Origin of the sequence: Maritimibacter sp. HL-12, assembly GCF_900177545.1 — a bacterium.
Lineage (GTDB): Bacteria > Pseudomonadota > Alphaproteobacteria > Rhodobacterales > Rhodobacteraceae > Sinisalibacter.
Window position 1 is genome coordinate 1,954,102 of the sequence record NZ_FXBQ01000001.1, and the last position, 19,490, is coordinate 1,973,591.

Below are 19,490 nucleotides of genomic sequence, written 5' to 3' on the forward strand. Positions count from 1 at the left end.
TCAAGCTCCCAACAGCCAGACGATATAGCCAATGTAGAGTGTAACGAAAACGATGCCCCAGACACGGCCCATGTGCCAACCCCGGAATACGAAGGGGGCGAGCAGCAGCGAGGCCATGAACATCACCCACATGTCGACCCGCAGCATCGTCGGCTCGACCGGGATCGGCCCGACAAGCGAGGCAACGCCGATGATCGCGAGCAGGTTGAACATGTTCGAGCCGATGACGTTGCCCAGAGCGACGTCGGCCTGGCGCCGGATCGCGGCCATCACCGTGGTGGCGAGTTCCGGCAGCGATGTGCCGATGGCGACGAGCGTAAGGCCGATCACGGTTTCCGACACGTCATAGGCGCGGGCGATATTGGTGGAGGCATCGACGAGGATATTGGCCCCGAGGGGCAGTCCGATGAGACCAAGCGCAAGGAACAGGATGACCTTGGGCCAAGGCATGTCGGGGTCGGCTCCCTCCGGTTCTTCCTCTTCGTCGGCCTCGGCCAGCAGTGCCACGGGATCGGGGTTCACCCCCTTGGCGGCCAGTTCGGCGGCGCGCTGTGCCGCTACCTCGCGACGGTGGGCCATCGCGTCCCTGAAAGCCGATGCCAGCATCAGGCCCAGACCGGCCAGCAGCACGATGCCCTGCACCCAGCCAAACATGCCACCGGCAGCGGCGAGCAGGATGAACAGTACCGTGGCCGCCATCATCGCGATGTAGTTGCGCCGTGTGTCGCACCCCGCAGTGGCGAGCCCGGTGATCAGCGCGGGCACGCCGAGCACGAGCAGGATATTGGCGGTGTTCGACCCCACCACGTTGCCGAGCGCGAGGCCCGGTACATCGCCCAGAACCGCCTCGACAGAGATCAGCATTTCCGGTGCCGAGGTGCCGAAAGCGACGATGGTGAGCGAGACGATCATCGCCGGCACACCGAGGCGCAGGCTGAGGTTCACCGCCCCGCGTACAAGGCTGTCACCAGCGAACAGAAGGATTACGAGCCCGAGAACAGCGTAGAAGAAATCCACGATTCAGCCTTTTTTCTCGCAGGCACAGGGGCCCTTGCCGATACGGTATCGCCCGCATTTGGGGCATTTCATTTGAGCGATACGCTTCTGACCGGGAAAACGGAGCTTGCCAAAGAACGCGAGCACCATCATCGCGACGAGAAACAGCGTGATGAGCTTGAAATACATCTAGAGACCGAGCCTTCCCCAGAGCGCGCGCTCCTCCACCGCGTCGAGCGCCTGCCCGACGACCGAGGCTCCGAAGCGGCGGAACAGCGAGCGTTTCGGCCCGTAGACGGCGAAGCGCGTCTTGTCGCCGAAGAGCTCTTTCATCTTTGGCACGACATGCCCGATGCCGTCGATCAGGCCAAGCTCCAGCGCCTGTGCGCCGGTCCAGAACTCGCCCGAGAACAGCCGGGGATCTTCGGTGAGCTTGGCACCGCGCGCGGTTTTCACGTGGTCGATGAAGGCATCGTGGATGGTGTTGGAGATCGCCTTGATGCGGGCAACGTCTTCGGGCTTTTCCGGCGCGAAGGGATCAAGCTGCGACTTGCTTTCGCCCGAAGTGTAGATCCGCCGCTCGACACCGTGGCGGGCGATGAAGTCCTGCAACCCGAAGAACGCCATGATCACGCCGATCGAGCCGACGATGGAGGAGCGGTCGGCATAGATCTCGTCGGCGGCGCAGGCGAGCCAGTAACCCCCGGACGCGGCGGCATCCTCGACGAAGGCATAGACCGGCACGTCTTTTTCATCGGCGAGGCGGCGGATGCGCGCGGCGATGAGCGAGCTTTGCACCGGCGAGCCGCCCGGCGAATTGACACTGAGCGCCACCGCCGCGGGTTTGCCGCGGCGAAACGCCTTCTCGATCAGGTGCGCCACGGCCTCGTCATTGAGCTGGCCGCGGGGCCCGGTCGAGATCGCGCCATGCAGGCGGATCACGGCGACCCGTGGGGAACGGGGGGTGAATGGTATGAAGCGCATCATGGGCGCCATGTAGAGGCGGGGCGGGGTGGCGACAAGGTGCCCCCCGACCTTTCCTGCGCGCGTTGTTTTTAGGCCTCAGCTCCGCAACCGCCAGCCGGTGCGGAAGATCGCCCAGATCGCCAGCAGGCAAAGCCCCGCAAACAGGGCAATGGCCGCAAGCGAAGCGGCCACCGGCACGTCGGCGGTGCCAAAGAACGACCAGCGGAATCCGGAGATCAGGTAGACCACCGGATTGAACAACGTGATCGTCTGCCAGACCGGCGGCAGCATCGTGATCGAGTAGAACGATCCGCCGAGGAAGACGAGCGGGGTGATCACCAGCATCGGCACGAGGTTGAGCTGTTCGAAGTTTTTCGCCCAGATCCCGAGAATGAAACCGAGCATGGCAAAGGAGAAAGTTGTCATCACCAGGAAGGCGATCATCCAGACCGGGTGCACGATGGGCAGATCGACGAACAGATGCGCGGTGGCGAATATGATAAGGCCGATCATCAGCGCCTTTGTCGCCGCCGCCCCGACATATCCGATCACGATCTCGATCACCGTGACGGGGGCCGAGAGAACTTCGTAGATCGTGCCGACGAACTTCGGGAAGTAGATGCCGAAGGCGGCGTTGGTGACCGATTGTTGCAGCACGGTGAGCATGATCAGCCCCGGCACGATGAATGCGCCGTAGCTCACCCCCTCGACGGTTTCGATCCGGCTGCCGATCGCGGCCCCGAAAACGATGAAGTAGAGCGAGGTGGAAATCACCGGCGAGACGATGCTTTGCCAGATCGTGCGGAAGGTGCGGGCCATCTCGAAGAGATAGATCGCGCGGATCGCTTGCAGGTTCATCGCGTGCTCCCGTTCACGAGGTCGACGAAGATATCTTCGAGGCTCGATTGCCTTGTGTGCAGGTCGGCAAGATGCAGTCCCGCCTCGCGAATATCCGACAGCAAATCGGTGATCCCGGTCTGTTCGGCCGCGGTGTCATAGGTATAGACGAGGCTGGTGCCGCCGTTGCCAAGCTCGACGCCACGCGCAGCGAGCGGCCCGGGAACGGCGTCGATCGGGGCGGAGAGATCGACGGTAAGGGTCTTTCGTCCCATCCGCGTCATCAGCGGCCCGGTTTCTTCCACCAGCAGAAGCTCGCCGTGGTTGATCACGCCAACCCGGTCGGCCATCGCCTCGGCCTCCTCGATGTAATGCGTGGTGAGGATGATCGTCACACCGCGATCCTTCAACCCGCGCATCACCTGCCACATCGACTGGCGAAGCTCGACATCGACACCGGCGGTGGGCTCGTCGAGAAACAGCACGCGCGGCTCGTGCGCCAGTGCCTTGGCGATCATCACCCGGCGCTTCATGCCGCCGGAAAGCTCGATGATCTTCTCATTGCGCTTGTCCCACAGCGCGAGATCCATGAGTATCTGTTCGATCAGCGCGTCGTCGGGTTTCTTGCCGAACAGGCCGCGGGTGAAGCGAACGGTGTTGATGACCTTCTCGAAACCCTCGACATGCAGTTCCTGCGGGACGAGGCCGATCAACTCTCGCGCGGCGCGGAAATCCCGGGTGATTTCATGGCCGCCAACGGTCACTCTGCCGCCACTCATCGTGGTCAGCCCGCAAATGATCGAGATCAGCGTGGTCTTGCCCGCGCCGTTCGGGCCGAGGAGCGCCAACACCTCGCCTTCCTCGATTTCGAGATCGACGCCTTTCAGCGCCTTGAGCCCACCGGGAAACACCTTGGTGAGACCCTGGACCGATACGATGGATGACACTGGCAACCCTCCTGTTCGCGTCGGCAACCTATGCCCGGGGTCGACAAAGTTCCAGTGCCTGCGCGCAGACAGCGCAAAGAGGCATGCCGCGACCCGGCAGCCTTCGGGACCGGTCGCGCTGCGGTCGGTGCGATGGCTGCGAGGTGGCGGGGCGGAAGGCCGGGTTTTTCCATGGCCCTGAGAAGCGCAGGCGAACCCCATACGCTCCCGCCCCTGGCCCCGGGGCCTGTTCCCGGGAGCGGCGTGGCCTAAACCGCCTGGCTGTGTCCGGTGGCCGGCATCTCGTAGGCATCGAAATAGCGCGCGATGATCCGCGCGAGGGGGCGCGAGTCTTCAAGGATGGTCAGCACGCCGTCTTCGAGCGTGGTGGTGCCGGGCAATACCGCCTCCAACCCGTCGACCATGGCGATGGCCACCTCGGGGGCAACCGCCTGCTCGGCGGCGATGGCCCGCAGATCGGCGCGAAAATCGCACAACAGCTTTTCGATGATCCGCCCGCGCAACAGGTCGTCGCCGGTGAAGACGTGGCCCTTGGCAATCGGCAACTCGCCCGCCCGCACCCGCTCCTGGTACTTCGACGTCGCGGGTTCGTTCTGGGCATAACCTTGCGGAAAACGACCGATGGCAGACGCGCCGATCGGGATCAGAACGCCGGATCTGTCCTCGGTATACCCCTGGAAGTTCCGGTGCATCGTGCCATTGCGGTGGGCGATGGCAAGGCCGTCTTCGGGTTTGGCAAAATGGTCGATGCCGATTTCCTCGAAGCCACCGTCCACGAACAGGTCGCGCGCGGTGCTGTAAAGCTCGAACCGGGCTTCGGGCGACGGCAAGGCCTCGGTCGGGATCAGTTGCTGGCGCTTCGACATCCACGGCACATGGGCATAGCCGAACAACGCGATCCTGTCGGGGCCGAGCGAGATCACCTTGTTCACGGAATCCGAGATCCGCGCCTCGGTCTGGTGCGGCAGGCCGTAGAGCAGATCGACGTTGAGCGAGCCGATCCCGCGTTCGCGCAGCATGTCGACAGCCTCGCGGGTGATCTCGTAGCTCTGAGGCCGCCCGATGACCTCCTGGATCATCGGATCGAAATCCTGCACCCCGATCGAAGCCCGGTTCAGCCCCGCCGCCGCCAGGGCGTCGAGCCGGGGGCCGTCCACTTCCGTGGGGTCGATCTCGACGGAAAACTGCGCGCCGGGTGCGAGGGGTGCCATCTCGAAGATCGCGCCCGCGAGATCGGAGATCATTTCGGGTTCCAGCAGGGTCGGTGTGCCGCCGCCCCAGTGCAGGTGCTCGATCTCGACGCCTTCGGGCAGGCGGGCCTTCACCAGCGCAAGCTCCTGCTTGAGCGTCTCGACATAGGCCCCCACCGGTTCGGCGGTTTTCGTGCCCTGGGTGCGGCAGGCACAAAACCAGCACAATCTCCGACAGAACGGAACGTGGACATAGACCGAAACGGCACCGCCGGACGGGATCGCTTCAAGCCAGTCGGAAACGTGGCCTTTGCCGACGCGTGCCGTGAACTGAGGCGCGGTCGGATAGCTTGTGTAGCGGGGCACTCGGGCGTCAAAAAGTCCGAGTATGCGAAGTTGCGTGAGTGTCTGCATTCGACTAGGCTCTATACGAAACGATGCGCGCGACTTTGATCAGGATCAAACCGGGTACCCGGCATGAAGTTGAAGATGGAAATGTCCCTCGACACCAAGGAGTGCTGGAACTGCCCGATCAAGCATCAGGCAGTTTGCGCGCGCTGTGAGCCCGACGAACTCGCAACTCTTGAACAGATCAAGTATTACAGGAATTACGAAGCCGGGCAGCCGGTCATATGGGCTGGCGATCACATGGAATTCGTCGCCTCGGTGGTGACCGGAATCGCTTCTCTCAGCCAGACGATGGAAGACGGTCGCACCCAGATGGTGGGGCTCTTGCTGCCGTCGGATTTCATCGGCCGACCGGGGCGTGATTCGGCACCGTTCGACGTGGTGGCGGTCGCCGACCTCACGATTTGTTGTTTTCGCAAGCGGCCGTTTGAAGATCTCATGACGACCACGCCGCACATCGGTGCCCGTCTGCTGGAAATGACGCTGGACGAACTCGATTCGGCGCGCGAATGGATGCTCGTGCTTGGGCGCAAGACGGCGCGCGAGAAGATTGCCTCACTGCTCGCGATCATCGCCCGGCGCGATGCGGCATTGAGGAAGCACACGCCGAAAGACGGCATGCACTTCGATCTGCCTCTGACCCGCGAAGCGATGGCGGATTATCTCGGGCTCACGCTGGAAACCGTGAGCCGCCAGATCTCGGCCTTGAAGAAATCGGGGATCATCGAGCTGGATGGCAAGCGCAAGGTGGTTGTCCCGTCGCTCGAAAAACTCATCAACGAAACCGGCGACGACATGGATGGCGGGCCGATCGCCTGAGCCTAGCGCCGCTTGAGGTCTTTCACCTGCCGCACGATGCGGCCGAAGCTGCGGCTGCGGGCATGGGCATCGGCGAGGCTCTGGGCATTGCGGGCATCCTCGCGTTTGAGCTTGCGCCAGCGGTCCAGCCGTTCCGGTGCGAGGTCGCCCCGCTCGATCGCTGATTTCACGGCACAGCCCGGTTCGCTGTCATGCGCGCAATCGGAAAACCGGCAGCCTGCGGCAAGGTCGGTTATGTCGTCAAACACCGTGTCGATGCCCCGATTGGTGCCGGCCAGTTGCAATTCGCGCATGCCGGGCGTGTCGACCAGCCAGCCGCCATCCTTCAGGTCATGAAACTCGCGCGCGGTGGTGGTGTGACGGCCCTTCGCATCGTCGTCGCGAATGCCTTGGGTGGCGATAGCCGCGCCCGTCAAGGTATTGGCAAGGGTGGATTTTCCTACCCCCGAGGAGCCAAGCAAGGCTACCGTCTGGCCCGGACCGCACCAATCGGCAAGCCGCTCGGCGGCGTCGGGGTCGCGGGTATCGAGGGCCACCACGGGAACCTCGGGCGCGATGGTCTTGAGGGATTCGAGATAGGGTGCCGGATCGTCGCAAAGATCCGCCTTGGTCAGCACGAACACCGGCGCAACACCACCCTCGTAAGCCATCGCAAGATAGCGTTCCAGCCGGGCCGGGTTGAAATCGGCATTGAGCGACGTGGTGATGAACAGGGTGTCGACGTTCGCCGCGATCAACTGGTCGCGCGCCTCCACCCCGGCGGCGCGGCGGTGCAGCAGGCTCTTGCGGTCGAGAATACGGGCAATGTGGCTGCCGGCATGGTCGATCAAGACCCAATCGCCCACCGCCACTTCGCCGGTGGTGAGGCCCTGGGGAAGCCGGAGGCTCAGGGCGCCGGTTTCGGCCAGCGCATCGACACGGTCGCGGTGCACGGCGGTGATCCGGGCGGGATGCTGAACGCCGATCTCGTCGATCTCGAGCTGGCGCAGGAAGTCGGCCGACCAGCCGAGGGACTTCAGATCATGGGTTTCGGTCAAGGCCTGATCCTCGTGTGAACCACGTCAGACACGCCCTTGGGCGCAACGGAAAGGGCGCAGATCGCCCCATGGCTCAGCGGACAAGCATCCAGCCTCCCTTGCAGGGTTTCAGGATACCACGGGCAGGGGTGACGGAAAACCCCGGTATCAGCCCAGCAGCCGCCGCGCGATCACCTGTGCCTGGATCTCCGCCGCGCCCTCGAAGATGTTGAGGATGCGCGCGTCGCAGAGGATGCGGCTGATCTGGTATTCGAGCGCGAAGCCGTTGCCGCCGTGGATCTGCAGCGCGTTGTCGGCCGCCGCCCAGGCCACGCGGGCACCCAGAAGCTTGGCCATACCGGCTTCGAGATCGCAGCGCCGGTCGTGGTCTTTTTCCCATGCCGAGAAATAGGTGAGCTGGCGTGCCACCATGATCTCCACCGCCATCATCGCCAGCTTGCCCGCGACGCGGGGGAAGGCGATGAGCGCGTTGCCGAACTGTTTGCGGTCTTGCGCGTATTGCAGCCCGACCTCGAGCGCGTTCTGGGCCACGCCGATGGCGCGGGCGGCGGTCTGGATACGGGCGGCCTCGAAGGTTTTCATCAACTGCTTGAAGCCTTGGCCCTCGACCCCGCCGAGGAGGTTCTCGGCCGGCACCTTGAAGCCGTCGAAGCCAAGCTCGTATTCCTTCATGCCGCGATAGCCGAGCACCTCGATCTCGCCGCCGGTCATTCCCGGGGTTGGGAAGGGATCGTCGTCGGTGCCCGGTGTCTTTTCGGCGATGAACATCGACAACCCCCGGTGATCGGTGGTGTCGGCATCGGTGCGGGCGAGCAGGGTCATCACGCTGGCGCGGGCAGCGTGGGTGATCCATGTCTTGTTGCCGGTGACGGTGTAATCCTCGCCCTCCCGCACCGCGCGGGTGCGCAGGGCACCAAGATCGGAGCCGGTGTTGGGCTCGGTGAACACGGCGGTGGGCAGCACTTCCGCTGCCGCAATCTTCGGCAGCCAATGCGCTTTCTGGTCGTCGGTGCCGCCCGCGAGGATCAGTTCGGCGGCGATCTCCGACCGGGTGCCGAGGGAGCCGACGCCGATATAGCCGCGCGAAAGCTCTTCCGAGACCACCACCATCGAGGCCTTCGACATGCCAAGCCCGCCGAAATCTTCGGGTATTGTGAGGCCGAACACGCCCATTTCGGCAAGCTCCTCGATGATCTCCATCGGGATCAACTCGTCCTTGAGGTGCCACGCGTGGGCGAAGGGCGCCACCTTGTCGTCGGCATAGCGGCGAAACTGCTCGCGGATCATCTCGAGTTCGTCGTCGAGCCCGGAAGCGCCAAAGGTGGCATGGCCCGCGTTGTCCTGCATCAGGGCCACGAGCCGGGTGCGGGCGGCGGGCGTGTTGCCCGCTTGTGTAAGCCTCTGAACGGCTTCCGTCATCAGAACACGCTGGTCATCCTGGGTGAGACCCATGTCCTGCGGTCGGGCGATCTCGCCTTGGCTCATCGGGATGCCGCCGTAGATCTGCCAGAGGTATTCGCCGAAGGCGATCTGGTGGATCAGCGCCTCCATCTCGCCGAACCGCCCGGCGTCGGTCAGCCGCTCGGCCCAGGCCTGCATCTGGCGCAACGCCTCGACATAAGTGGCCAGCCAGGCCAGCGCATGGGCGGCGGATTGCTCCGCCTCCAGCTTCGGGCCGGACACCTTGTCGCCATCGCTCACCGCCGCACGCACCCGGTCGGTGGCAGTTGCGAGCAGGGCCTCGGCCGGGGCAATGGCCGCGCCGGTGAGGGTGAGCAGATCGTCGAGGATCGGGGATTTCATCGGCGTGTCCTTCGGCATCGGGCGCTCCCTTGAATCGGTCCCGAACGTGATAGGTATTTTGCATGTGCAGCGCAACATTAATTCGCATGTGCAGAAAATTGGGCACGAAAGTGTCGCAGCGGCTCTATCAGCGACGGCCGGGTTCCCGTTTCGCCTGTCAGATCTGTGCGAGCCAGGCGGTGATCGCCCTGATCTCCTCGGGATTGAGATCGAAGGCTGGCATCATCTCGAAACCTTGCGTGGCGTTGGAAACCGTCGAAGCCGGCAATCCGCGAATATCGCCCGACTCGCCCTCGGTTGCTTCGGCACCGTGGCACTCGACGCAAAGCTCGTCGAACAGCGCAGCGCCGGCGGCAATCATGGCATCGTCGGCTGCGCAAACAGTCGGGATCAGGGCGCAAAGGCAGGCGGCAAGGGCAGTTCTCATGCCGCCGAGGATGGCAGGATCCCGTGAAAACCCGGTGACAACAGAAAAGAAAACGCCCCGGCTGGCGGGCCGGGGCGCCGTTTTTTCAGTCCGGGCGGCTCAGCCCAGCATGACCGCCTTCACGTCGTCATCCACGAAATCGACGTATTGCTTGAAATTCTCGGCGAACATCTCGACCAGCTTGGCGGCCTGCGCATCGTAGGCGGCATGGTCGTTCCAGGTGCGGCGCGGATCGAGCAGCACCTCGGGCACGTCGGGCACATGCAGCGGCACATCGAAGCCGAAGTTGGAATCCTTGCGGAACTCGGCATCCGAGAGCGAGCCGTCGAGCGCGGCGGCGAGAAGGCGGCGGGTTTCCTTGATCGGCATCCGCTCGCCTTCGCCGTAGGGCCCGCCGGTCCAGCCGGTATTGACCAGCCAGCAGGTCGCGCCGTGCTTGGCGATCTTGTCGCGCAACAGGTTTCCGTAAACCTCCGGGCGGCGCGGCATGAACGGTGCGCCGAAACAGGTCGAGAACGTGGGTTCCGGATGAACCACGCCGCGCTCGGTGCCCGCCACCTTCGAGGTGAAGCCTGACAGGAAGTGATACATCGCCTGCGCCGGTGTCAGCCGCGCGATCGGCGGCATGACCCCGAAGGCATCCGAAGTCAGCATGATGATGTTCTTGGGATGCCCCCCCAGTGCCGTTTCGGACGCATTGGAAATATACGACAGCGGGTAGGCGCAGCGCATGTTGGGGGTCAGGCTGTCATCGGCGAAATCGAGATCAAGCGTGTCTTCGTCCCAGACCATGTTTTCGACAACGGTCGAGAACATCGAGGTGGTGGCGTAGATCTCGGGTTCGGCCACCGGCGAAAGGTTGATCGTCTTGGCGTAGCAACCGCCCTCGAAGTTGAAGGTGCCCTTCTCCGACCAGCCGTGCTCGTCGTCTCCGATCAGCACCCGGCTCGGATCGGCCGAGAGCGTCGTCTTGCCGGTGCCGGAAAGACCGAAGAACACGGCGGTATCGACCGGGTTGTTCGGCGCGTGGTTGGCCGAGCAATGCATCGCCATCACGCCCTTGCCGGGGAGAATGTAGTTCAGAAGCGTGAACACGGATTTCTTGTTTTCACCGGCATATTCCGAGCCGCCGATCAGGATCAGCTTTTTCGAGAAGTTGAGCGCGATCACGGTTTCGGAGCGGCAACCGTGACGGGCCGGATCGGCCCTGAAGCTGGGGCTGTTGATGACGGTGAATTCGGGTGTGAAACCGTCAAGCTCGTCGCGCTCGGGGCGGCGCAGCATGTGGCGGATGAACAGCGCGTGCCAGGCCAGCTCGGTTACCATCCGAACGTCGAGCCGGTGCGCCGGATCGGCACCGCCGTAGAGATCCTCGACGAAATAGTCGCGGCCCTTCATGTGGTCGAGCATGTCGGCATAGAGCAGGTCGAAGGCGGCCGGATCCATCGGTTTGTTGTTGTCCCACCAGATCGTGTCTTCCACATCCGGCGTGCGCACCACGAACTTGTCCTTCGGTGAACGGCCGGTGTGCGAGCCGGTCGAAACCATGATCGCGCCGCCCTTGCCGATGTGCCCCTCGCCGCGTTGAATGGCTTGTTCCATCAACTGCGGCTCGATCAGGTTGTAGAAAACATTGCCGAGGCCGCTGATACCTTGGTCTTCCAGTCGTTGTGCCGGGTTCACCCGTCCTGTGCTCATCTTGTGCTCCTGTTTCCGGCCAGGGCCGGGGGTCGATGTTGCCTGAGGTGCGCAAGGGGCCATCCCGCGCTATGCCGGGCCGCGCTGCAGCGGCCGCCGCATGGCCGCTATAACACGCGGTTTTTGCAAAGGAACAGGCGAAGTCATGGTCGTTAGCGCTAGCCCTCCCTTGTTTGCGCAATCATGTTTCGCATCCGCGAACATCTTAGCCATTTTTTTGCCACTTGTGGTGCGTAATTGACTCACACGCAGGTTCGATTCGCCGTTGCATATTGATTCCGTGGCCAAAACCGGATTCTAATGGCTCAAAACGGGTAAAAAACGAGCAGTAGAGGATACCTCCCATGTCGAGGATTGCATTGGTCGATGACGACAGGAACATCCTGACGTCGGTCTCCATGACGCTCGAGGCCGAGGGCTTCGAGGTCGAAACCTACAATGACGGGCAGGCTGCGCTTGATGCATTCAACAAGCGCCTGCCCGATATGGCCGTGTTCGATATCAAGATGCCGCGGATGGACGGGATGGACCTGCTCCAGCGCGTGCGGCAGAAAACCAACATGCCGGTCATCTTCCTGACCTCGAAGGACGACGAGATCGACGAGGTGCTGGGCCTGCGGATGGGGGCAGACGACTACGTCAAGAAGCCGTTCAGCCAGCGCCTTCTGGTCGAGCGCATCCGCGCGCTCCTGCGCCGGCAGGATGCGATCGAGGGCGTCGCCATGCCCGACACCGAGGAAAACAAGGTGATGGTGCGCGGCAACCTCACGATGGACCCGCTGCGCCACGCGGTGAGCTGGAAGGGCAAGGACGTTTCGCTCACGGTCACCGAGTTCCTGCTGCTGCAGGCCCTTGCACAGCGTCCGGGCTTCGTGAAAAGCCGCGACCAGCTGATGGACGTGGCCTATGACGATCAGGTTTATGTCGACGACCGCACCATCGACAGCCACATCAAGCGGCTGCGCAAGAAGATGCGGACGGCGGATGACGAGTTTTCCGCGATCGAGACGCTCTATGGCATCGGCTACCGCTACAACGAGGAATAGGCACGGCGGCGAAAGCCGCGCCGAGGGGTAACAGTGGTGCGCGACACGAAGGCAACGGCAGGCAATACCGAAGTGCTGTTGGGCGAAGACTGGGTTTCGCCCCAGACTTCGGTCGATGCCGAATTGCGCGAAGGTCGCAAGCGGCGCGGCTGGATCACCACCAACCGGTCGCCACTGGCGCGCAAGATCATCATCTTCAATATCCTCGGGCTCGTGGTTCTGGTGGCGGGGGTGCTCTACCTCAACCCGTTTCGCGAAAGCCTCATGTTCCAGCGCGAGCGCAATCTCGTGACCTCGGCGGAACTCGTCGCCGACGTGTTCGAAGCGAGCCAGCTCGGGGCCGCGCCCGGCGAAGGGCTGACGGCTGCGCGGGTGAACGAGGTCCTGCCGCTGCTCAACCTGCGCAATGCCGGCGAGGTCATCGTCTTCGACCGCGACGGGGCGTCGATCGGCAGCACCATTGGCGGTCCGCAAGCTCCAGCCCTCCCGGTTGTCGGGATCGAGCGGGAATTGGGGACCACCATCATCAGCGACGGGCTGAGCCGCGCTTGGGGCGCTCTCGCCGGCTTCCTCGCCAGTACCGGCGACGGTGCGAAGGAACCGCTCGATGCCGAGCGTGAGGCCCGCGCGCTGATCGGTGATGCGCTCGCCGGGCGCACCCGCATTGCCTCCAGCCATGACCGGCAGGGCACCGATACCTTCTTCGTGACCACGCCGGTTCTGGTTGGTGGCGAGGTGGTCGGGGCGCTCGCGGTCGTGAGCGAGGGCAGCATCATCGACGCGTTGGTCCGGTCCGAGCGGGAACAGATCCTGCAGGTCTTCGTGCTTGCGATTCTCGTCTCCATCGGCTTGAGCCTGCTGCTGGCCTCCACCATCGCCAACCCGCTCGCCGATCTCGCCGCCGCCGCCGAAATCGGGCGCGACCGCAATTCGCGCAAGGTCAACCCGGGCCGGGTGCGTATCCCCGATCTCTCCGCCCGGCCCGACGAGATCGGGCGGCTTTCCAAGGCGCTGCGCGGCATGGTGGCCGCACTCTACGACCGGATCGACGCCAACGAACAATTCGCCGCCGACGTGGCGCACGAGATCAAGAACCCGCTCGCCTCCCTGCGCTCGGCGATCGGGTCGCTGCGCTTCGTCAAGAAGGAAGAACAGCACGACAAGCTGCTCGACGTGATCGAACACGACGTGCGCCGACTCGACCGGCTGGTGAGCGACATTTCCAACGCCTCCCGGCTCGACAGCGAGTTGGTCAAGGAAGAGGAAGAACCATTCGACCTCTTGCACATGCTGCGCAACCTCGCCGAATACCTCGGCAACGAGGCGCATCAAAAAGGCGTCGATTTCATCACCGACCTGCCCGCCGAAGCGATCCGGATCAATGGGCTGGAGGCGCGGCTTGCGCAGGTCTTCGTCAACCTGATCACCAACGCGATCTCGTTCTGCGATGAGGGCGACGCGATCCGGGTCTGGGCCCGCCAGCGCGAGAATCGCGTGCTGGTGGTGGTGGAAGATACCGGCCCCGGCATCCCGGAAGAAGCGCTGACCAAGATCTTCAACCGTTTCTACAGCCAGCGGCCGGAAAACCAGTTCGGCAACAACTCCGGGCTTGGTCTCGCGATCTCGAAACAGATCGTCGAGGCCCATGGCGGCGTGATCTGGGCCGAGAACATCCGCCCGACCGACGCCGACATCACCTCCGAACCCCTCGGCGCGCGTTTCGTCGTGGGCTTGCCGGTGTGATCTCCGGCGCAGACAGCCCCTCGCGCGAAACTCGCCATGCCACCACCGTCGCCATCGACGGCGCGGGCGTGATGCTCACCGGTCCCTCCGGCAGCGGCAAGTCTGGACTCGCGCTCGTTCTGATGGCCCACGGTGCCGACCTTGTGGCCGACGACCGCACCACCATCGAGTTGCGCGAGGGATGGCCCTGGGCGCTGGCACCCGAACGCCTTGCGGGGGTGATCGAGGCGCGGGGTGTGGGCCTGATCTGTGCGCCGTTCCGCCCGGCCGTTCCGCTGCGGCTCGTCGTCGACATGGGTGAGACGAACGCCGCGCGCCTGCCCGACCCTGCGACCGAAATCGTTCTCGGGGCCGTGATCACGCGCATCCGCAGGCTTGACGCCCCGCATTTCCCGGGTGCCATACTTGCCCTTGCGAAAGGCGGGTTCTGGCGTGACGGGTGAAATGGCAACACGAGCGAAACGCGATCCGGCGATGCGCCGCGATGCGCATCACGTGGTGCTGGTGACCGGCGCATCCGGTGCCGGGCGCACCACCGCGATCCGGGCGCTTGAGGATTTTGGCTACGAAGCGATCGACAATCTGCCGCTCGGCCTGATCCCGCGTTTGATCGCCGGCGGGCCGCTCGACCATCCGCTGGCGCTGGGCATTGACGTGCGGACCCGCGATTTCTCCGCCGACACCCTCGCCGAGGCGGTCGATGCGCTGGTTGCCGATCCGCGCCTCGATGTCGAATTGCTGTTTCTCGATTGCCGCGCCGGGGTGCTGGCCCGGCGCTACTCGGAAACCCGGCGGCGCCACCCGATGGCCGGCGACGACAGCACGATCCAGGGGATCGAGCGCGAAATCGAGTTGCTCGCGCCGATCCGGGCCCGCGCCGACGTGCTGATCGACACGTCCGATCTCTCGGTGCACGAGTTGAAATCCGAGATCCAGCATTGGCTCGGGATGGAAGAAGGCGAGGCGCTGTCGGTGTCGGTGCAGAGCTTTTCCTACAAGCGCGGCGTGCCGCGCGGGCTCGATCTGGTGCTCGACGTGCGGTTCCTGCAAAACCCGCATTGGCAGCCCGATCTCAGGCCGCTGACCGGGCTTGACGACAGGGTTGCCGCCCATGTGGCCGAAGATCCGCGCTACGAAGAATTCCTTGCCCGGGTCACCGATCTGTTGCGTTTTCTGCTCCCGGCTTATGCCGCCGAGGGCAAGGCTCATCTCGCCGTCGGCTTTGGCTGCACCGGCGGGCGGCACCGCTCGGTCGCACTCACCGAAACCGTCGCCAAGGCCCTTGCGGCGGAGGGCTGGCGGGTGTCAATTAGGCACCGAGAACTCGGGGCCCCCGCGGAAACGGCGGGGAACGACAAGATCGGGGGGAGCAGCGCGTGATCGGGATCGTGATCGTCGCCCATGGCGGGCTAGCGGCAGAATATCTCGCCGCTCTCGAACACGTGGTCGGCCCGCAAGACCAGGTGCGCGCGATCGCCATAGCTGCCGACTACGACCGGCCGCGCAAGGCTGCGGAGATCGCCGAGGCGGCCGAAAACGTCGATACCGGCGACGGGGTGATCGTGGTGGTCGACATGTTCGGCTCGTCGCCCTCCAACCTTTCCCTGCCTGCCTGCGCCAAATCCGACCGACGCATTCTTTACGGTGCCAACCTTCCGATGCTGGTGAAACTGGCGAAGATGCGCCACATCGGGGTCGACGAGGCGACGAAGGCGGCGCTGGCCGCCGGCCGCAAGTATATCGACAGCATCGACGGACCAACGATCTAGGAGAAACCTATGACCGAAACGGTGAGCCGCCGGTTGCACATCGTCAACGACAAGGGGTTGCATGCGCGCGCCTCTGCCAAGTTCGTCGAGTTGGTGGAAGCGCATGACGCAACAGCCCGGGTTTCGAGGGACGGAATGGATAGCGATGGCGATTCGATCATGGGCTTGCTGATGCTTGCTGCGGCCTCCGGCAGCACGATCGACGTGGAAACGTCGGGGCATGATGCCGCGAGACTCATGGATGCGCTTGAAGCATTGGTGGCCGACAAGTTCGGCGAAGAATCCTGAGGCCTGGGGTGATGCTCAGGGGCATGACGGGACCGACGCTGAAAAAGTACAGCAAGCGCAACCTGACCTATGCCAACAGCTTCGAGAACGGTTTTCAGGCCACGACGATCCGGGCGATCGAGTGGCTGACCGGCAAGATTCCGATCATCCGGATGGTGCGCGAGTTCGAGCGCCGGGGCGGGGCCGAGGGCCGCGACTTCTGGCGCGTCGCGCTCGACGTGATGGGGATCGAGATCACCACGCCGCCGGAGCAGTTCGAGCGGATCCCGAAGACCGGCCCGGTGGTGGTCGTGGCCAACCACCCTCACGGGCTGGTCGATGGCATGATCATGGCAGAGCTGATTGCCCGCGTGCGCGACGACTTCCAGATCCTGACACGTGAGGTCCTGACCGGGCTTGATGCGGTGGCCTCGTCCTTCCTGATCCCGGTGCCGTTCCCGCACGACAAGGACGCGCAGAGCAAGAGCGTCGAGATGCGTGCGGCGGCGATGGCACGGCTCAAGGCCGGTGGCTTGATCTGTATTTTCCCGTCCGGTGTCGTCGCCAGTTCCAAGACCGCGTTCGGGCCGGTGGTTGAAGCCGAATGGAATGTCTTCACGGCCCAGATGATACGCCGCTCCGGTGCGACCGTGGTGCCGATCCATTTCCAGGGGCGCAACTCGCGCTGGTATCAGGTCGCCAACAGGCTCTCGCCGACGCTGCGCCAATCGCTCCTGCTGCACGAGGTCGTGCATGTCTGCAACCAGCCGCACGGCCCGGTGATCGGCGCGCCGTTGACGCCGGAGGAGATGGCTCCGCTCGCCAACGACCCGCGCGGGTTCATCGGCTGGCTGCGGCAGCACACGCTGTCGCTCGAGGATTGATGAGCGCCGCCTTGCGCCGCTGGCATCGACGCATCCCCTTGCACGTGATTTCCATAGCGTCCGTAAGGGTCAAGACATGAAAGGGAGACCACAGCCGTGAACCCCGCGCCTGTTTCCACGATCGTCGCGGCGCTTGATAGCATCCGCGATCCGGATCGACGGCTGATCGTTGCGATCGCCGGTGCGCCCGGCAGCGGCAAATCCACCCTGTCCGAGGCCACCCGCGACGCGCTCAATGCGCGCGAGAAGGGGGTCGCGGAAATCTTGCCGATGGATGGCTACCATCTCGACAACGCGATCCTCGACGCCCGCGGTTGGCGCAGTCGAAAAGGCGCGCCGCACACCTTCGATGTTGCCGCGTTCGCGCGCGATCTGGCGCGGGCAAGAGCGGCGGATGAACCGATGTTCGCGCCGGTATTCGACCGTGGGCTCGACCTGTCGCGCGGATCGGCGCGCGAGATCGCTCCGGCCTGCCGTGTCGTGATCGTCGAGGGCAACTACCTGCTCATTGACGAGGCACCGTGGAACAGGCTGGCGGATCTGTTTGACTACAGGGTGTTTCTCTCGGTGCCCGAAACGGTTCTCGAAACGCGGCTCGTTCAGCGCTGGCGCGATCACGGCTTCAGTTCCGACAAGGCGCGGGCGAAGGCCCTGGGCAATGACATCCCGAATGCTCGCTATGTGGTGAGCCATTCGGTCGGTGCCGACCTGGTGATCGGCACCGATGCCTGAGCCTAGCGCGTCGGCACCGGCTCGTCGCCGCGATAATCGTAGAAGCCACGGCCGGTCTTGCGGCCGAGCCAGCCGGCTTCGACGTATTTCGTGAGCAGCGGGCAGGGGCGATACTTGGTATCGGCAAGCCCGTCGTGCAGCACGTTCATGATCGCAAGGCAGGTGTCGAGGCCGATGAAGTCGGCCAGTTCGAGCGGACCCATCGGGTGATTGGCACCGAGCTTCATCGACTCGTCGATGGATTTGACCGAGCCGACACCCTCGTAAAGCGTGTAAACCGCCTCGTTGATCATCGGCATCAGGATGCGGTTGACGATGAAGGCGGGGAAATCCTCGGCCGGCGCGGCGGTCTTGCCCAGCTTGTTCACCACTTCGAGGCAGGCCTTGTAGGTGGCCTGATCGGTGGCGATTCCGCGGATGAGCTCGACAAGCTGCATCACCGGCACCGGGTTCATGAAGTGGAACCCCATGAACTTCTCCGGCCGGTCGGTGCGCGAGGCGAGCCGGGTGATCGAGATCGACGAGGTGTTGGAGGTCAGGATCGTCTCCGGCTTGAGATGCGGCAGCAACTCGTCGAAGATCGCCTGCTTGACGCTCTCGCGCTCGGTCGCGGCCTCGATCACCAGGTCGGTCTGGCCGAGGTCGGCGAGTCGCAACGTCGGCTTGATGCGGGAAAGGGCCGCGTCGCGCTCGGCCGCGGTGATCTTCTCGCGCGTCACCTGCCGGTCAAGATTCTTCTCGACGGTTTCGAGCGCGCGGTCGATCGCATCCTGGTCGACATCGTTGAGCAGAACGTCATAGCCCGCCAGCGCCATCACGTGGGCAATCCCGTTGCCCATTTGCCCCGCTCCGACCACACCGACCGTTTCAATCGCCATCTTTCGCTCCCAGAGGTTTCGCGGCGACCATAGGCGCGCGGCGCCGCCACGTGCAAGCGAAAGGCGCCCCGGGGTGGGGGCTGTTTGGTTGCGGGAGGGTGACCGAACCCATGCCAATTCGCGCTTTAGCCATTTCGCAAGGGTTTCCTGCGAATCTCGCTTCCGGGTGAAAAATGGAGTGGGTGGAATGACCTATGAAGAGCTGGGCAGCAATGCCCTCGACTATTTTCCGTGTCGCTACGGCAAGTCAAAGCTGCTGTTCCGGGGGCCGAAACGCAAGCTCGAAGGCGATTACGTCGCCGTGCTCGGTGGCAGCGAGACTTACGGCAAATTCGTTGAAAGGCCGTTTCCGGCGCTGGCCGAGGAACTGCTTGGCCGCAAGGTGGTCAACTTCGGCATAACCAATGCCGGGATCGACGTGTTTTCGCATGATCCAACGATCCGCGATGCCTGTTCCCGCGCCAAGGTTACCGTGATCCAGATCGGCGGGGCGCAGAACATGTCGAACCGGTTCTATGCCGTGCATCCGCGCCGGAACGACCGTTTCCTGCGCGCCTCGACCCTGCTCAAGACGGTGTATCGCGACATTGACTTCACCGAGTTCAACTTCACGCGGCATCTGCTCACTGCGCTCAAGAAGGAAAGCGCCGAGCGTTTCGTGATGGTGGAGCAGGAGTTGAAGGAGGCCTGGACGGCGCGCATGAAAACACTGGTCTCGCGGATTGAATCGGACGTGGTGCTGCTGTGGATCTCGGACCATGCACCGGATGATTGCGTCACCAGCACCGCCGACGGGGGCGATCCCTTGTTCGTCGATCGGCCGATGCTGCAACAGGTCGCGGCCTATGCGTCCGGTGTGGTCGAGGTGGTGGTATCGCCCGACGAGATCGCGGCCGGGGGGGAGGGGCTACTGTTCAGCGATCTCGATGCGCCCGCCGCGCGCGAAATGCTGGGCACCGTGGCGCACGAAAAAGCCGCCGCCGCCTTGCAGCCGGTCCTCGCCAGGCTGATGTGAGCACGGCGACAACCGAAAAAGGCCCGCC

General features: G+C 64.0%; 21 protein-coding genes. 10 read left to right on the top strand and 11 right to left on the bottom strand.

From position 1 onward, the window contains the following. From B9Y97_RS09780 to hemN, 6 genes are all read right to left on the bottom strand, one after another. Positions 1 to 1,020, bottom strand: a complete 1,020-nt coding sequence (locus B9Y97_RS09780; protein WP_139828272.1) for a calcium/sodium antiporter — start codon at positions 1,018 to 1,020, stop codon at positions 1 to 3. Continuing rightward, on the bottom strand, positions 1,021 to 1,185 hold the full coding sequence (locus B9Y97_RS18130; protein WP_176224337.1) for a hypothetical protein: 165 nt from the start codon (positions 1,183 to 1,185) through the stop codon (positions 1,021 to 1,023). Further along, a complete protein-coding gene (locus B9Y97_RS09785) occupies positions 1,186 to 1,983 on the bottom strand; it encodes a S49 family peptidase (protein ID WP_085528200.1) in 798 nt (265 codons plus the stop codon). A gap of 75 nt (positions 1,984 to 2,058) precedes the next feature. Then, complete coding sequence (locus B9Y97_RS09790) at positions 2,059 to 2,820, bottom strand: ABC transporter permease (RefSeq protein ID WP_085526559.1); 762 nt, start codon at positions 2,818 to 2,820, stop codon at positions 2,059 to 2,061. Next, positions 2,817 to 3,746, bottom strand: a complete 930-nt coding sequence (locus tag B9Y97_RS09795; RefSeq protein WP_176224338.1) for an ABC transporter ATP-binding protein — start codon at positions 3,744 to 3,746, stop codon at positions 2,817 to 2,819. The genes B9Y97_RS09790 and B9Y97_RS09795 overlap by 4 nt, the downstream gene beginning before the upstream one ends. A gap of 248 nt (positions 3,747 to 3,994) precedes the next feature. Continuing rightward, positions 3,995 to 5,350 carry an oxygen-independent coproporphyrinogen III oxidase gene (hemN, locus tag B9Y97_RS09800; protein ID WP_085526561.1) on the bottom strand — a complete coding sequence of 452 codons (1,356 nt, stop codon included), beginning with the start codon at positions 5,348 to 5,350 and terminating at the stop codon, positions 3,995 to 3,997. Positions 5,351 to 5,425: 75 nt separating this feature from the next. Here hemN and fnrL point away from each other — a divergent pair, with 75 nt between their 5' ends. After that, positions 5,426 to 6,163: a transcriptional regulator FnrL gene (gene fnrL / locus B9Y97_RS09805; protein WP_217809449.1), complete on the top strand. Its 738-nt coding sequence runs from the start codon at positions 5,426 to 5,428 to the stop codon at positions 6,161 to 6,163. Positions 6,164 to 6,165: 2 nt separating this feature from the next. Here fnrL and rsgA read toward each other — a convergent pair whose 3' ends face one another. From rsgA to B9Y97_RS09825, 4 genes are all read right to left on the bottom strand, one after another. Beyond that, on the bottom strand, positions 6,166 to 7,200 hold the full coding sequence (gene rsgA / locus B9Y97_RS09810) for a ribosome small subunit-dependent GTPase A (protein ID WP_085526563.1): 1,035 nt from the start codon (positions 7,198 to 7,200) through the stop codon (positions 6,166 to 6,168). 147 nt (positions 7,201 to 7,347) lie between these two features. Then, positions 7,348 to 9,021: an acyl-CoA dehydrogenase family protein gene (locus B9Y97_RS09815; protein WP_085526564.1), complete on the bottom strand. Its 1,674-nt coding sequence runs from the start codon at positions 9,019 to 9,021 to the stop codon at positions 7,348 to 7,350. Positions 9,022 to 9,160: 139 nt separating this feature from the next. Then, complete coding sequence (locus tag B9Y97_RS09820) at positions 9,161 to 9,430, bottom strand: c-type cytochrome (protein WP_085526565.1); 270 nt, start codon at positions 9,428 to 9,430, stop codon at positions 9,161 to 9,163. Between the two features lie 99 nt (positions 9,431 to 9,529). Then, positions 9,530 to 11,128 (bottom strand): phosphoenolpyruvate carboxykinase, encoded by a 1,599-nt coding sequence (locus B9Y97_RS09825; RefSeq protein ID WP_085526566.1) that lies wholly within the window; start codon positions 11,126 to 11,128, stop codon positions 9,530 to 9,532. 344 nt (positions 11,129 to 11,472) lie between these two features. Between B9Y97_RS09825 and B9Y97_RS09830 the strand changes: the two genes are divergently transcribed. The 8 genes from B9Y97_RS09830 to B9Y97_RS09865 all read left to right on the top strand — a co-directional run bounded on the left by B9Y97_RS09830 (position 11,473) and on the right by B9Y97_RS09865 (position 17,569). Beyond that, entirely contained in the window at positions 11,473 to 12,174 is a 702-nt protein-coding gene (locus tag B9Y97_RS09830) for a response regulator transcription factor (RefSeq protein ID WP_085526567.1), read from the top strand. Positions 12,175 to 12,210: 36 nt separating this feature from the next. Next, positions 12,211 to 13,917, top strand: coding sequence for a sensor histidine kinase (locus tag B9Y97_RS09835; RefSeq protein WP_254900888.1), 1,707 nt, complete (start codon positions 12,211 to 12,213; stop codon positions 13,915 to 13,917). Next, positions 13,914 to 14,360, top strand: coding sequence for an HPr kinase/phosphorylase (locus tag B9Y97_RS09840; RefSeq protein WP_176224339.1), 447 nt, complete (start codon positions 13,914 to 13,916; stop codon positions 14,358 to 14,360). Before B9Y97_RS09835 ends, B9Y97_RS09840 begins: the two co-directional genes overlap by 4 nt. Before the next feature lies 1 nt (position 14,361). Continuing rightward, positions 14,362 to 15,297, top strand: a complete 936-nt coding sequence (rapZ, locus tag B9Y97_RS09845; protein WP_254900889.1) for an RNase adapter RapZ — start codon at positions 14,362 to 14,364, stop codon at positions 15,295 to 15,297. Further along, on the top strand, positions 15,294 to 15,686 hold the full coding sequence (locus B9Y97_RS09850; protein ID WP_085526570.1) for a PTS sugar transporter subunit IIA: 393 nt from the start codon (positions 15,294 to 15,296) through the stop codon (positions 15,684 to 15,686). The genes rapZ and B9Y97_RS09850 overlap by 4 nt, the downstream gene beginning before the upstream one ends. A 9-nt stretch (positions 15,687 to 15,695) precedes the next feature. Then, the gene (locus tag B9Y97_RS09855; protein ID WP_085526571.1) at positions 15,696 to 15,974 is read left to right on the top strand and encodes an HPr family phosphocarrier protein; all 279 of its coding nucleotides are present in this window, start codon (positions 15,696 to 15,698) and stop codon (positions 15,972 to 15,974) included. Between the two features lie 23 nt (positions 15,975 to 15,997). Beyond that, entirely contained in the window at positions 15,998 to 16,837 is an 840-nt protein-coding gene (locus tag B9Y97_RS09860) for a lysophospholipid acyltransferase family protein (protein ID WP_254900890.1), read from the top strand. 96 nt (positions 16,838 to 16,933) lie between these two features. Then, a complete protein-coding gene (locus tag B9Y97_RS09865; RefSeq protein WP_085526573.1) occupies positions 16,934 to 17,569 on the top strand; it encodes a nucleoside/nucleotide kinase family protein in 636 nt (211 codons plus the stop codon). Between the two features lie 2 nt (positions 17,570 to 17,571). Here B9Y97_RS09865 and B9Y97_RS09870 read toward each other — a convergent pair whose 3' ends face one another. After that, positions 17,572 to 18,447, bottom strand: coding sequence for a 3-hydroxybutyryl-CoA dehydrogenase (locus tag B9Y97_RS09870; protein ID WP_085526574.1), 876 nt, complete (start codon positions 18,445 to 18,447; stop codon positions 17,572 to 17,574). Between the two features lie 187 nt (positions 18,448 to 18,634). Between B9Y97_RS09870 and B9Y97_RS09875 the strand changes: the two genes are divergently transcribed. Beyond that, the gene (locus B9Y97_RS09875; RefSeq protein ID WP_085526575.1) at positions 18,635 to 19,462 is read left to right on the top strand and encodes a DUF6473 family protein; all 828 of its coding nucleotides are present in this window, start codon (positions 18,635 to 18,637) and stop codon (positions 19,460 to 19,462) included. Positions 19,463 to 19,490: the final 28 nt, after the last annotated feature.

Bases quoted from the DNA above. Each gene is read 5' to 3' on its own strand.
- B9Y97_RS09870 (WP_085526574.1), bottom strand. From the start codon at position 18,447: ATGGCGATTGAAACGGTCGGTGTGGTCGGAGCGGGGCAAATGGGCAAC.
- B9Y97_RS18130 (WP_176224337.1), bottom strand. From the start codon at position 1,185: ATGTATTTCAAGCTCATCACGCTGTTTCTCGTCGCGATGATGGTGCTC.
- B9Y97_RS09825 (WP_085526566.1), bottom strand. From the start codon at position 11,128: ATGAGCACAGGACGGGTGAACCCGGCACAACGACTGGAAGACCAAGGT.
- B9Y97_RS09790 (WP_085526559.1), bottom strand. From the start codon at position 2,820: ATGAACCTGCAAGCGATCCGCGCGATCTATCTCTTCGAGATGGCCCGC.
- rapZ (WP_254900889.1), top strand. From the start codon at position 14,362: ATGGCAACACGAGCGAAACGCGATCCGGCGATGCGCCGCGATGCGCAT.
- fnrL (WP_217809449.1), top strand. From the start codon at position 5,426: ATGGAAATGTCCCTCGACACCAAGGAGTGCTGGAACTGCCCGATCAAG.
- B9Y97_RS09860 (WP_254900890.1), top strand. From the start codon at position 15,998: ATGACGGGACCGACGCTGAAAAAGTACAGCAAGCGCAACCTGACCTAT.
- B9Y97_RS09820 (WP_085526565.1), bottom strand. From the start codon at position 9,430: ATGAGAACTGCCCTTGCCGCCTGCCTTTGCGCCCTGATCCCGACTGTT.
- B9Y97_RS09875 (WP_085526575.1), top strand. From the start codon at position 18,635: ATGACCTATGAAGAGCTGGGCAGCAATGCCCTCGACTATTTTCCGTGT.
- B9Y97_RS09855 (WP_085526571.1), top strand. From the start codon at position 15,696: ATGACCGAAACGGTGAGCCGCCGGTTGCACATCGTCAACGACAAGGGG.
- B9Y97_RS09830 (WP_085526567.1), top strand. From the start codon at position 11,473: ATGTCGAGGATTGCATTGGTCGATGACGACAGGAACATCCTGACGTCG.
- hemN (WP_085526561.1), bottom strand. From the start codon at position 5,350: ATGCAGACACTCACGCAACTTCGCATACTCGGACTTTTTGACGCCCGA.
- B9Y97_RS09785 (WP_085528200.1), bottom strand. From the start codon at position 1,983: ATGATGCGCTTCATACCATTCACCCCCCGTTCCCCACGGGTCGCCGTG.
- B9Y97_RS09815 (WP_085526564.1), bottom strand. From the start codon at position 9,021: ATGCCGAAGGACACGCCGATGAAATCCCCGATCCTCGACGATCTGCTC.